11 protein-coding genes are annotated in these 12,648 nt (G+C 37.1%); 7 read left to right on the plus strand and 4 right to left on the minus strand.

What is annotated here, in order from left to right; genetic code table 11:
- Positions 1-72 precede the first annotated feature (72 nt).
- On the plus strand, positions 73-603 hold the full coding sequence (locus tag J3U59_RS04355; protein ID WP_267333138.1) for a DedA family protein: 531 nt from the start codon (positions 73-75) through the stop codon (positions 601-603).
- Here J3U59_RS04355 and mscM read toward each other — a convergent pair.
- Both mscM and asd read right to left on the minus strand, forming a co-directional pair.
- A complete protein-coding gene (mscM, locus tag J3U59_RS04360; protein WP_267333137.1) occupies positions 600-3,218 on the minus strand; it encodes a miniconductance mechanosensitive channel MscM in 2,619 nt (872 codons plus the stop codon). The two genes, J3U59_RS04355 and mscM, sit on opposite strands and share 4 nt — an antisense overlap.
- A gap of 4 nt (positions 3,219-3,222) precedes the next feature.
- Entirely contained in the window at positions 3,223-4,071 is an 849-nt protein-coding gene (gene asd / locus J3U59_RS04365; protein WP_267333136.1) for an archaetidylserine decarboxylase, read from the minus strand.
- Between the two features lie 209 nt (positions 4,072-4,280).
- Here asd and rhaB point away from each other — a divergent pair, with 209 nt between their 5' ends.
- From rhaB to rhaM, 6 genes are all read left to right on the plus strand, one after another.
- Positions 4,281-5,687 carry a rhamnulokinase gene (rhaB, locus tag J3U59_RS04370; protein ID WP_267333135.1) on the plus strand — a complete coding sequence of 469 codons (1,407 nt, stop codon included), beginning with the start codon at positions 4,281-4,283 and terminating at the stop codon, positions 5,685-5,687.
- Positions 5,688-5,721: 34 nt separating this feature from the next.
- Positions 5,722-6,972 carry an L-rhamnose isomerase gene (locus J3U59_RS04375; RefSeq protein ID WP_267333134.1) on the plus strand — a complete coding sequence of 417 codons (1,251 nt, stop codon included), beginning with the start codon at positions 5,722-5,724 and terminating at the stop codon, positions 6,970-6,972.
- A gap of 12 nt (positions 6,973-6,984) precedes the next feature.
- Complete coding sequence (gene rhaD, locus J3U59_RS04380; protein WP_267333133.1) at positions 6,985-7,809, plus strand: rhamnulose-1-phosphate aldolase; 825 nt, start codon at positions 6,985-6,987, stop codon at positions 7,807-7,809.
- 55 nt (positions 7,810-7,864) lie between these two features.
- The gene (rhaT, locus tag J3U59_RS04385; RefSeq protein ID WP_267333132.1) at positions 7,865-8,899 is read left to right on the plus strand and encodes an L-rhamnose/proton symporter RhaT; all 1,035 of its coding nucleotides are present in this window, start codon (positions 7,865-7,867) and stop codon (positions 8,897-8,899) included.
- Between the two features lie 18 nt (positions 8,900-8,917).
- Entirely contained in the window at positions 8,918-10,069 is a 1,152-nt protein-coding gene (fucO, locus tag J3U59_RS04390; protein ID WP_267333131.1) for a lactaldehyde reductase, read from the plus strand.
- Between the two features lie 90 nt (positions 10,070-10,159).
- On the plus strand, positions 10,160-10,474 hold the full coding sequence (gene rhaM / locus J3U59_RS04395) for an L-rhamnose mutarotase (protein ID WP_267333130.1): 315 nt from the start codon (positions 10,160-10,162) through the stop codon (positions 10,472-10,474).
- Positions 10,475-10,519: 45 nt separating this feature from the next.
- Here the strand turns inward: rhaM and J3U59_RS04400 are convergent, their stop codons facing one another.
- Positions 10,520-11,374: a helix-turn-helix domain-containing protein gene (locus tag J3U59_RS04400; protein ID WP_267333129.1), complete on the minus strand. Its 855-nt coding sequence runs from the start codon at positions 11,372-11,374 to the stop codon at positions 10,520-10,522.
- Between the two features lie 29 nt (positions 11,375-11,403).
- A complete protein-coding gene (gene rhaS / locus J3U59_RS04405; protein WP_267333128.1) occupies positions 11,404-12,228 on the minus strand; it encodes an HTH-type transcriptional activator RhaS in 825 nt (274 codons plus the stop codon).
- Between the last annotated feature and the right edge of the window lie 420 nt (positions 12,229-12,648).

Here is a 12,648-nt window from a genome sequence, read left to right on the forward strand (position 1 = left end):
CACAATCTTAAACTTATATTATTATGGTAAAATGCTTGAGTCTAATCAATTAATAATTTACCTAATTCAACTATGTCAATACATGAATTTACCTATGCAATAATGCAGTTTATTCAAGCTCATCAAATATGGGCATTGCCAATTATTTTTTTATTGGCATTTGGCGAATCTTTAGCCATTATTTCATTGATTGTGCCAGCAACAGCAATTTTATTGGGTGCAGGCGCTTTAATTGGTACTGGCGTTATCTCATTTATTCCGGTATTAATTGCTGCATCGCTAGGCGCTGTGATTGGTGATTGGCTCTCTTATTGGTTAGGTAAGCATTATCACAAACAAGTAATCGCTTCTTGGCCATTAAGTAAGTACCCAAAATTGGTTTATCGTTCTGAACAATTTTTTCAACGCTATGGCGCTTTAGGGGTTTTTGTTGGTCGATTTTTTGGACCATTTCGAGCAATAGTGCCGTTGATTGCTGGCACAATGCATATGCCAGCAACTAAGTTTAATTTAGCCAATATCTCTTCTGCGCCAATTTGGGCATTTGTGTTATTAGCGCCAGGTGCATTTGGTGTACCTTGGTTAGAAACGCTTTTCGGTTAAAGCGTGCCAACGGTATAACTACGGCGTCCACTTTTACGACCAAGCGCTTCCAAATTGGTTTGTAATGGTGGAAATGGTAATTTTAAATCATGCTGACGATAAGCTTCTAAGATTAATTTATGAATTGCTGTTCGTAAAAGCATTCGATGCCCCATTTCGGCTGCAAACACTCGCAGTTCAAATAATTGTATTCCTTCTTGAATATCGACTAAAAAGACTTGCGGTTCGGGATCGTTTAACACATATTCACATTCGATACAGGCTTGTTGTAATAGGTTTATTACCAAATCACTATCAGCATCAATAGTTGCAGGGATAGTTAACACAATACGGGTAATTGAGTCTGATAACGACCAGTTAACTAATTGTTCAGTGATAAAAGCTTTATTCGGCATGACGATTTCTTTGCGGTCCCAGTCAACAATAGTAATTGCACGCGTGTTAATTTTAGTGATATTACCGGTTAAATCACGAATAGTGACGGTATCCCCAATTCTGACCGGCTTTTCAAACAAAATGATTAAGCCAGAAATAAAGTTAGCAAAAATTTCTTGTAGACCAAAACCTAAACCAACACCTAATGCAGCAATAAGCCATTGTATTTTTGACCAATCAATCCCAATAAATGAAAATGCAATCATACAACCGATCATTAGAATAATATATTTAGAAATTGTTGAGATAGCATAACCGGTGCCCGGTGCTAAATCTAAATGTTGTAAAATGCCTAATTCGAGTAATGCTGGTAGGTTTTTGACGGCTTGCACGGTAATTGTCATGACTAAAATGGCAATACATACCGCGCCAAGGGTAATATATTGTTCGATTTCAACGCCATTGACAATGGTGCTTGTACCCCAAAGTTTAATATTATTCATGAAGGCAAATGCCGAATGTAGTTCAGACCAGAGCAGTATCATACTAATTAAAGCAATCAGCATAATAATCGATCTAACTAATTGTAACGATTGTGCACTAATGACATCTAAGTTGATAACTGGCTCATCGACACCTTCATTCACCGATGTTAACTCTTCTTCGTGTCCTTTCGCGCGTTGCATGCGCTCCAATCGGCGTTGTTTGTCTCGTTCAAATTCAATACGACGTTTTTGGATCCACATCCAACGTCGAATCATAAAATAGATAACTAATAAACCAAACCAGATAATAACCGATGCTTCAAGTCGACCTAATAAAACTTGCGCTGTAGATAAATAACCTAAGCAAGCCGCAATAATAGCTAACCAAGGCGCACTTAATAAAATAAACCAAAGAATGTGACTTAATAAGTTATCGCCCGATCCCTTTTTATCAATATAAAGAGGCACGCCCGCTCGATGAATTGAGTTAGTCATAAATACTAAAGCAAAGCAGAGAATAATGAAAGCTGTTCGTCCTATAGTGGCGGCAAATTGGCGGTTGTTAAACTGATCAAAACTCATGACAATCATAACAAGTGGAATCACTACCCAAACCGAAAGTTGATAGTATTTCATTGCTTCTCGAACACTTGATTTGGACCAGCCAAAGTGGGTAATAAATAGACCATTTTGTTCTGCAAAATGTGCAGTAATAATAAAGACCCATAAAATAGGCGCAGCAGCATTTACCCCATAACCCAGCGCTACTGCGACAGGGTAATCCCAGTTAATTTGCAGTGCATAACCAAAAACAGCCCATAAAATAGGTACAGGCAGCGCCATAATTAGCGAATAAATAATCACTTTTAATGTTAAAGAATAACTATCTTGCGTTACTTTACCCACGCGTGAGGCGGATTTGTTTAAAAATGCATAATATTTTGTGCGCATTTTAAAATGAGTAACCACAAATAGCATTGCTAAAATCAATAAAAATAATGGTTTAGGTGTTGTTAATACTTCACAACTGGCATTATATAGCTGAGTTAAGGTATCGATTGAAAAAATGACATAAACAACATCTTTGGCCAAATTAACTGGGAATTTAAGTGAAATAGGATTAACATCAGCCACCCAGAAGAAATAGCGGTGTGCCGCGTCATTGACTTCGTCAATTGCATTGGTTAATTGTTTATTTGAAATTTTTAATTTCGTTAACTCTAAAATAGTGGTATCAGTACCCGAAATTAATGTTTTAAGTAATTCGCTTTGTTCGCGTAACAAGCGTCGGTACTGTGTAGCGAGTTTTACACTATTAAGTGGGCTACTTAAAGTTGGATAGTTGTCTAATGCGGTTAACGTATTGGAGTAATTAAGCTGTTGGACTTTTGCTTCGGCGATTTCAGCATCAAGCGGTTGAGACTTGGGTTTTTCGGGTAAACGCAGTAGCTGTTGGCGAAGGGTTTCGCCAAGCGCGGTTGAAAAACTTAACCATTCACCTTGTTCAGCCAGTGTCGCTAACGTATTTTGTACATGTGAAATTTGCGTGGTAATGTTATTTTGTTCATTAATGATGCTGGTTAAATGCGATTTTTGAAACTCCATATTTTGACGAAGTTCATCGTTTTTATCACTTAATTGATTCACAACTTGTGATAGCTCTTCTTCATTATCAATAGTTAAAATTGCTTGTTCAGCAGACGTTAAAGAAGATAAAAACAATAATACAAAACAGCAAAAACCACGCATCCACATAATGTTAGATCCTTTCCGCTAGCTTTTGACCAACACGCGTTATGTCACCAACTTTAAGATGACTGTCAAATGCAATAGCATTAGATGCAAACAAGGTGATGACAGTCGAGCCTAATTTAAAACAGCCCATATCTTGTCCTTTAGTTAATTTCACTTCGCCAGCATAGGTCCAACGTTTCATAATGCCTTCGCGAGGAGGCGTGATACAGCCTTCCCATTCCACTTCAATACTACCAACAATCGTTGCACCAATTAAAATTTGCGCCATCGGTCCAAATTCGGTTTCAAATAGACAAATAACGCGCTCATTACGTGCAAAAATATTCGGTATACTTTCGGTTGTTGCTTTGCTGACCGAAAACAACGAACCTGGTACATAAATCATTTCACGTAAAATGCCATCACAAGGCATGTGAAAGCGATGGTAATTTTGAGGTGATAAGTAAGTTGTAGCATAAGCGCCATCTTTAAAAAACTTGATCATATCTGGATGACAAGCCAATAATGATTCTAAAGAATAAAAATGCCCTTTAGCTTGTAATAATAAATTATCTTGAATGACACCAAATTGGCTTATCACACCATCGGCAGGCATGACAATAGAATTCGCCGCTGAATCGATAGGGCGGGCCTCGTCTTTTAGCTCACGAGCAAAAAAATCATTAAAAGTTTTATATTCTTTTACATCACTAATTTTGGCTTCACTTAAATCAACTTTATACAGTTTACTAAAGCCTAAAATCATCCATGTTGTCACTTTTCCTAAATGCTTATTAGCAAGCCAACCAAATATCAGGGTCAATAGCTGTTTAGGTAGTAAATATTGAATAATTGCTTTTAACTGATTAAACATAGGTTACTCTCAAATTATGTTATAAATGCGCCATTATACCAATAATTATTAAGAATGTATAAAACCAGCATAAATCGATAATTTGTGCGGTAGATCACACTGAGTTTAAGAATTTTGCCAACACTAATAAAACAGTGGCAATCAATTGAAAGAATTTATGTTATACGTTATTTACACTGTGCCCATTAGCAATAATGGGGATAGTGATAATGGCTGATAGATATATTGCCGCAATAGATTTAGGTGCTTCAAGTGGACGGGTCATGTTGTCTTGTTATCAAGCGAACAATCAACATTTAACCCTTCAAGAAGTGCATCGATTCAAGAATGATTTTAAATCACTGGATGCCAATTTTTGTTGGGATCTTAATTATATAGAGCATGAAATCATTACCGGTTTGAACAAAATTATTCAACAAGGTATTAAGCTTGATAGTATCGGCATTGATACTTGGGGCGTGGATTATGTATTGCTTGATAAACATGGACAAGTTGTTGGCCCGACTTATGCTTACCGTGATCATCGCACCGATAATGTTATGTTACAAGTTCAATCAGAGCTTGGAATTGAGAACATCTACCAAAAAACCGGTATTCAATTTTTAACTTTCAATACCCTTTATCAGCTTAAAGCGATGATGAAGGATAATCCAACTTGGTTATCACAAGTCACGGATTGGGTGATGATACCCGATTATTTAATTTTTCGTTTAACTGGCAAGTTAAACCGAGAATATACCAATGCAACGACGACGCAACTTGTCAATGTGATAACGCGTGATTGGGATCAGCAATTACTTGATTACTTAGGCGTGCCGCGTAAATGGTTTGGTGATATTACCATGCCCGGTAATAAAGTCGGTTATTGGCAAAGTCCAAATGGCGATAAAATTCCGGTTATTGCTATAGCCAGTCATGATACGGCAAGTGCCGTGATTGCCGCTCCCATAACGGATAAACAAAGCGCTTATTTGTGTTCGGGGACTTGGTCTTTAATGGGTATCGAGTCAAATCATTCATACACTGATGCCCAAGCTTTAAACGCTAACATCACCAATGAAGGTGGAGTTGATGGGCATTATCGCGTCTTAAAAAACATTATGGGTTTGTGGCTATTTCAGCGTGTTTGCCTAGAACATAACATTAATAACATTAGTCACATTATTGAATCAGCAAAGCAAGAACAACCCTTTACCTATGTAATTAATCCTAATGATGATAGGTTTTTAAATCCCGCGTCCATGACCGAAACACTAAAACAGGTCTGCCTCGAAAAATATGCGCACGCGCCTGAACGTTTATCACAATTAGTACGCTGCATATTTGATAGTTTAGCTACTTTATATTGTGATGTGATTGCTGAATTATCCACCCTTATTCAGCAACCAATTCACACCTTACATATTGTTGGTGGTGGTTGCCAAAATACTTTTCTCAATCAGTTATGTGCCGATTTCTGTCATATCACTGTGACCGCAGGTCCTATTGAATCGTCAGCCTTAGGTAATGTCGGATACCAATTAATTTCGTTAGGGGCTATCGATGATGTTAAGACGTTAAGACAGATTATCTCGCAAAATTTTGATACCCAATATTATTATCCACAAAATAGTTAATTTAAAATTTACGTAATTTATTAAGGAGTTACTAATGAGTACAGTTGAAAATGCCTATCAAAGTGCTAAAGCAAGATTTGCCGAAATAGGGGTAGATACCGATGCCGCTTTAGCTAAAATGGCTAAATTACCAATTTCAGTACATTGCTGGCAAGGTGATGATGTTACCGGGTTTGAAAAACAAGAAGGTGAGTTAACGGGCGGTATCCAAGCGACAGGTAATTATCCGGGCAAAGCACGTAATGCAAGTGAACTTAGAGCCGATTTAGATAAAGCCTTTAGCTTAATTCCGGGACCAAAACGATTAAATCTACATGCGTCATATTTAGAAGCCGATCACAAAGTCGATCGCAATGAAGTAAAACCGGAACATTTTGCAAATTGGGTGAGCTGGGCTAAAAAGCAGCACATTGGTTTAGATTTCAACCCAACTTATTTTTCTCATCCATTAAGCAATGAAGGCACGTTAACACATGTTGATGCAAAAATTCGCCAATTTTGGATTGAACATGGTAAAGCGTGTCGTAAAGTTTCTGAATATTTTGGTAAAGAGCTTGGTACGCCATCAGTCATGAACATTTGGTTACCGGATGGCATGAAAGATATTACCGTCGATAAATTTGCGCCAAGACAACGTTTATTAGAATCGTTAGATGAAATTATCAGTGAAAAAATCGATCCCAAATATCATATTGATGCAGTAGAAAGCAAATTATTTGGTATTGGACTTGAATCTTATACTGCTGGTTCAAATGAATTTTATCTCGCTTATGCTACATCACGTAAAACTGCACTCTGTTTAGATGCGGGGCATTTTCATCCAACAGAAGTCATTTCAGACAAAATTTCTGCCGTTATGCCATTTGTTGAACACCTATTACTGCACGTTAGCCGCCCTGTACGTTGGGATAGTGATCACGTCGTACTTTTCGATGATGAAACCCAAAATATTGCCAGTGAAATCATTCGTAATAATTTATTTGATCGAGTTCATATCGGCTTGGACTTTTTTGATGCATCAATCAACCGTATCGCCGCTTGGGTAATTGGTACTCGCAATATGAAAAAATGCCTATTAAAAGCATTATTAGAACCCACAGCGCAACTCAAACAATTTGAACGTGAACGAGACTTTACTTCCCGACTAGCATTACTCGAAGAACAAAAATCTTTACCTTGGCAAGCAGTTTGGGACAAATATTGCCAACAAAACGGCGTACCAGTTGGACGTGCTTGGCTTGATGAAGTTCGTCAATATGAGCAACAAGTATTAACTCAACGATAAAAGGTGAAAACAATGCAACAGATTCTATCTTCTTGGTTTGTGCAAGGCATGATCAAAGCAACGTACGACATGTGGTTAAAAGGTTGGGATGAACGTAATGGTGGTAACGTAAGCTTACGATTGTTAGACACCGATGTCGTTTCATTTCAAGGTGACTTTTATGCTAATCCAAGGCACGTATCATTAACACAAGATGTGGCTAAGTTAGCCAATCAATACTTTATTGTGACAGGTTCTGGAAAATTTTTCCGAAATGTCATTTTAGATCCCGCTGATACTTTAGCTATTGTCAAAATCGATGAACAGGGCAAGGGTTACTATATTATGTGGGGGTTGATTAATGGTGGTTTGCCCACTTCTGAGCTAGCCGCTCACTTACAGTCTCACATCGTTCGCATGGAAAAAAGTCAAGGTAAAGATCGCGTGATCATGCATTGTCATGCAACCAATTTAATTGCATTAACTTATGTTTTAGAACTCGATACCGCAGTTATTACCCGTTTACTATGGGAAATGAGCACTGAATGCTTGGTTGTCTTTCCTGATGGTGTCGGTGTTGTGCCTTGGATGGTGCCAGGAAAAGATGAAATTGGTTATGCAACAGCACAACAAATGGCAAAACATACATTGGTTTTATGGGCTTTTCATGGTGTTTTCGGTACTGGCCCTACATTGGATGAAGCCTTTGGCCTTATTGATACAGCAGAAAAATCAGCTGAAGTATTAGTAAAAGTGTTATCGATGGGCGGTAAACGACAAACTATATCAACCGAGCAATTTAGACTGTTGGCACAGCGCTTTGATGTCAATCCAATTGAGGAAGCATTAAAACCTTAGTTAGGTTTAGCTCAGAATATATTAAATTATATTCTAAACATATAAGGACACATATATGGGTAGTTCAATTATTTTAGGTATATTTTGGCACTTTGTCGGTGCTACATCGGCAGCTTGTTTTTATGCGCCATTGAAAAAAGTTAAAAATTGGTCATGGGAAACAATGTGGTCAATCGCGGGTATTTTTTCATGGATTATTTTACCTTGGTCTATAAGTTACTGTTTATTGCCTGATTTTTGGGAATATTACGGTAGTTTCAGTTCAGATGTATTAATTCCTGTTTTTCTATTTGGTGCAATGTGGGGAATTGGTAATGTCGGCTATGGACTGACCATGCGCTATTTGGGTATGTCCATGGGGATAGGTATTGCAATTGGCATTACCTTAATTGTTGGTACGTTAATGACGCCGATATTACAAGGTAAATTTGGTGAACTTATCGCTTCAACCGGAGGCAAAATGACACTGCTAGGCGTAGTTGTCGCTGTTATTGGGGTAGCCATTGTTACTTATGCGGGACTTTTAAAAGAAAAAACATTAGGCGTACAGGTAGCGGATTTTAATCTACGCAAAGGCTTATTATTAGCGGTAATGTGTGGGATTTTTTCTGCCGGTATGTCTTTTGCTATGAGCGCCGCGGTACCTATGCATACTAAGGCCGCTCAATTAGGTGTTTCCCATCTGTATGTTGCGTTACCTAGTTATGTAGTCATCATGGGTGGTGGCGCGATAGTTAATCTCGGTTTTTGTATTTCCCGCCTCTGTTTTAAAAAAGAGTTGTCATTCAAACAAGATATCTCGGTTGCTAAATCGTTACTCATTAGCAATGCATTGTTTGCCATTTTGGGCGGTGCAATGTGGTATTTTCAATTCTTCTTTTATGCATGGGGCCATGCCAATATTCCAGCAGAATATGGCTTTATGAGTTGGATGTTACATATGAGCTTTTATGTGCTTTGTGGTGGTATTGTTGGTTTAGTTTTAAAAGAGTGGTTTGGCACAGGAAAGAAACCAGTAAAAGTATTATGTATAGGTTGCTTAGTTATTATTTTTGCTGCCAATATCGTTGGCTTAGGCATGGCAAATTAATTGAAAGGAAAACAGATTATGGCTTATAGAATGATTTTAAATGAAACCTCTTATTTTGGTGCAGGTTCAATCCAACATATCGTTGATGAGATTAAAAAACGGGGTTTTAAAAAAGCATTGGTGGTTACTGACAAAGATCTAATCAAATTCAAAGTAGCAACAAAAGTAACAAAATTATTAGATGACAATGGTTTTGCTTATCAAATCTTTGATCAAGTTATGCCTAACCCAACAATTGGAATTGTTAAAAAAGGGGTAGACATTTTTAAACAGTCAGGTGCTGATTATTTAATAGCGATCGGTGGTGGATCTCCGCAAGATACGGCAAAAGCCATTGGTATCATTATTAATAATCCTGAATTTGCTGATGTGCGAAGCTTAGAAGGCGTTGCACCAACTAAAAAACCTGCGGTTCCAACGATAGCCATACCAACAACAGCCGGTACCGCTGCTGAAGTGACTATTAACTACGTCATTACCGATGAAGAGAAAAAACGTAAATTTGTTTGCGTTGACCCTCATGATATTCCGGCTGTTGCAATCATAGATTCAGATATGATGACAAGCATGCCAGCAAGTTTAAAAGCAGCGACTGGGGTAGATGCACTCACCCATGCCATTGAAGGTTATATTACTAAAGGGGCTTGGGAACTTTCTGATATGTTTCATTTAAAAGCCATTGAGGTAATAGCACGCTCATTACGTGACTCAGTAAAAGGGATTGCAAAAGGTTCAGAAGATATGGCATTAGGTCAATATATTGCTGGTATGGGTTTTTCAAATGTGGGATTAGGTTTAGTCCATGGAATGGCACACCCGCTTGGTGCTTTTTATAGTACCCCGCATGGCGTGGCCAATGCCGTATTGCTACCGCATATCATGGCTTACAATGCCGAATTTACTGGCGATAAATATCGTGATATTGCTAAAGCAATGGGGGTCGCAGGCACTGAAAAAATGACAATAGCGCAGGCCAGGCAGGCTGCTGTTGATGCAGTAAAACAGCTTAACAAAGATGTCGGTATTCCAGAAACATTGAAAGATATTGGCGTTAAACTCGAAGACATTCCAGCACTAGCACAAGCTGCCTTTGATGATGTGTGTACCGGTGGTAATCCACGTGAAACTAATGTTCACGAAATTGAACAACTCTATCAGGCTATTTATTAATGATAAGTTGCCGATTTGAAATTATGAAATAGGTTAGTCAATATTATATCGACCTATTTCATATGTAATGCTTAATAAGAAGGAATGGCTATGTTAAGAAAAGCTTCAATCATGCAGGTTAATCCTGATAAACATGCGGAATATAAAAAACGGCACGATGAAATTTTTCCGGAATTAGTGAAAGAGTTAAAAGCACATGGCGCACATAATTATTCGATTTTTCTCGATGCAAAGCGCAATCTTTTATTTGCTTACGTTGAAATTGAATCAGAAGAGCGTTGGGATGCTATTGCCAATACGGCTGCTTGCAAAAAATGGTGGGCATTTATGCAAGATATCATGCCAAGTAATGCTGATAACAGCCCAATAAGTGAAGCACTTTTACCTGTGTTTTATCTTGAATAAAAATGGACTCTCTTTTATAAAATTAAAAGAGAGTATTTACCTTCATTAACGTTTATTGGTTTTATTTCTAAATTTTGCTCGATATTGTGACGGTGTCTGCTTGGTTTCTTTTTTAAATACGACTGAAAAATAGTTACTATCATCATAACCACATTCAGCCGAAATCATACTAATTGAGTATGGCGTGTTACGCAGTAATGACATCGCTGTACACAAGCGCCGCTTTTGTAGATATTCATAAATTGTCATGCCTGTTTGACTTTTAAATAAACGGCTAAGTGATCTTGCGGCAATATGATTTTGCTTACAAAATATGTCTAAATTAAATGGCGTAGCTATGCTATTGTGCAGTACGGTAAATAATAAATCCAATTGATGAGTTGCGGTTGGTGATTGAGTATTAGGCATTTGTTTAATACGATCTAATAAAATGACTAACTGTAAAAATAGCGCTTCGGCCAGATGCACGGAAGCTAAATTATTTTTTTTTGATTCAATCGCGAGCTGTTCAATTAAAGGGGAGACCATTTTAATTAAAGAAGGTTTAATACGCCAGCCTCGCTCGGTATGCTTGGCATTTTGTTTTGGCAAATATTGTTCAATGATTGATGATAAAAATAAGGCATCTCGTAAATATAAAATATTGTCGAGTTTTAGATTATTTACCGACTCATAACCATGAACATCTTTAGGGTTTATATATAAAATATCACCACTAGTGATTGGGTAAATATAATCATTCCAGTGATGTAATCCATTACCCGAACAGACAATGACAATTTCGTGAAAGTCATGGTCATGCAACGGAAAGGGGTGTTGATGATCTCTTTTTTCGACAGTCACAGTATTGATATCTGCAATAAAATAATCTTGTCTAAATAAATGCAAATAGTGATTCATAAGCTGTTCCTGCCGTATAGATTTACCAATCAATGATAACGTTTCTCTGGATAATTACGTAATATTTGTGGTCCAAAAGTAAACTCCTGTTTAAAACAAGTCGAAAAATAAGCACTATCATTAAATCCACATTCTTGCGCAATGTCTGTGATGGTTTTGTCGGTCTGAATTAATTGTGTATAGGCATCAGCCAAACGTAATTTTATAAGGTATTTTTGCGGAGTTATGCCTAATTGATTTTTCACATGGCGGTGGAAAGAGCGTAATGATAATGAAAATTGCTCGGTTACCTTATGCCAATCAATCGGTTCTTTGAAATGGATTTGTAAATAGCGTAATAGCTGTTTGACTCGGTTATCACTGCTGCCCGTGCCTTGATTTACATATTGATTTTGTTTGAATAATAGTAATAATTGTAAAAAAAGGCTTTCTTGCAAAGCATCGCTTTGCACTGATACTTGATTCAATTGCGCTAAAATGGTTTGTATATTTTTGTCACAATTTTTATCAAAAAAGAAGTGAGATTGGCACAAATCTTGATTCGGAATCAATTCATTAATGCCATTGATGAAATGAAAATTGTCCGGATCTCTAAATAAAATATTCGTTAAATGTAAATTATTTACGTTTTCGTATAAATGGCAATCACTAGCGTGAATATAAAACATCATACCCGGATAAAGATCGAATAATCGACCGTTTAAAATATGCTTGCCATTACCTTTTGTGACAATGACTATTTCATTAAAATTATGTGTATGTTCAGGGTACACAGGTTGGGGCTCTCGAGGCTCTATAGTGATATTTTGCTGACTAGAAGCAAAAAAATCTTTATCGAGTAACTTCTGTATCATGCGCGATCCTCACTTTATTGCAAATCACTCAAGCCTCATTCTAAAAAGGAAAAGTGTATCTGACCTTCAAAATTCGGACATGGTAAATCTTTTTTTGGCTGTAATTTATAGTAACTTAAGACTTTTTATTAAAATTGTGCGAAGACTCACATTTTTACTCGGCGAATGTGACAAATTCAATGGGCAAAGTTTACTAACTGTATAACCGTTTTTTGTTACTGAGTATTAGGTAAAGCTAGCTTGTTATTTTTCATTTTTACGTTCACCTGATGGCTTAATACTAAAACTTTTTTATAAAACTTTTGAAATGTATATTGTTGGCAAATCTACATAACAATAAAATTTCGTTAATAGCCATCTCACTGACTTGTATTTTTAGCTTTGTCGATAATAATTTTAAACGCTTAATATACTGTTTGG

The sequence above is a fragment of the Gilliamella sp. B3783 genome (assembly GCF_026536125.1).
In the GTDB taxonomy this organism is placed as follows: Bacteria; Pseudomonadota; Gammaproteobacteria; order Enterobacterales; family Orbaceae; genus Gilliamella.

Excerpts from the sequence above, each read along its gene's own strand:
- rhaT (WP_267333132.1), top strand. The coding sequence starts at position 7,865 with ATGGGTAGTTCAATTATTTTAGGTATATTTTGGCACTTTGTCGGTGCT.
- J3U59_RS04375 (WP_267333134.1), top strand. The coding sequence starts at position 5,722 with ATGAGTACAGTTGAAAATGCCTATCAAAGTGCTAAAGCAAGATTTGCC.
- J3U59_RS04355 (WP_267333138.1), top strand. The coding sequence starts at position 73 with ATGTCAATACATGAATTTACCTATGCAATAATGCAGTTTATTCAAGCT.
- rhaB (WP_267333135.1), top strand. The coding sequence starts at position 4,281 with ATGGCTGATAGATATATTGCCGCAATAGATTTAGGTGCTTCAAGTGGA.
- asd (WP_267333136.1), bottom strand. The coding sequence starts at position 4,071 with ATGTTTAATCAGTTAAAAGCAATTATTCAATATTTACTACCTAAACAG.
- mscM (WP_267333137.1), bottom strand. The coding sequence starts at position 3,218 with ATGTGGATGCGTGGTTTTTGCTGTTTTGTATTATTGTTTTTATCTTCT.
- fucO (WP_267333131.1), top strand. The coding sequence starts at position 8,918 with ATGGCTTATAGAATGATTTTAAATGAAACCTCTTATTTTGGTGCAGGT.
- rhaD (WP_267333133.1), top strand. The coding sequence starts at position 6,985 with ATGCAACAGATTCTATCTTCTTGGTTTGTGCAAGGCATGATCAAAGCA.
- rhaM (WP_267333130.1), top strand. The coding sequence starts at position 10,160 with ATGTTAAGAAAAGCTTCAATCATGCAGGTTAATCCTGATAAACATGCG.
- J3U59_RS04400 (WP_267333129.1), bottom strand. The coding sequence starts at position 11,374 with ATGAATCACTATTTGCATTTATTTAGACAAGATTATTTTATTGCAGAT.
- rhaS (WP_267333128.1), bottom strand. The coding sequence starts at position 12,228 with ATGATACAGAAGTTACTCGATAAAGATTTTTTTGCTTCTAGTCAGCAA.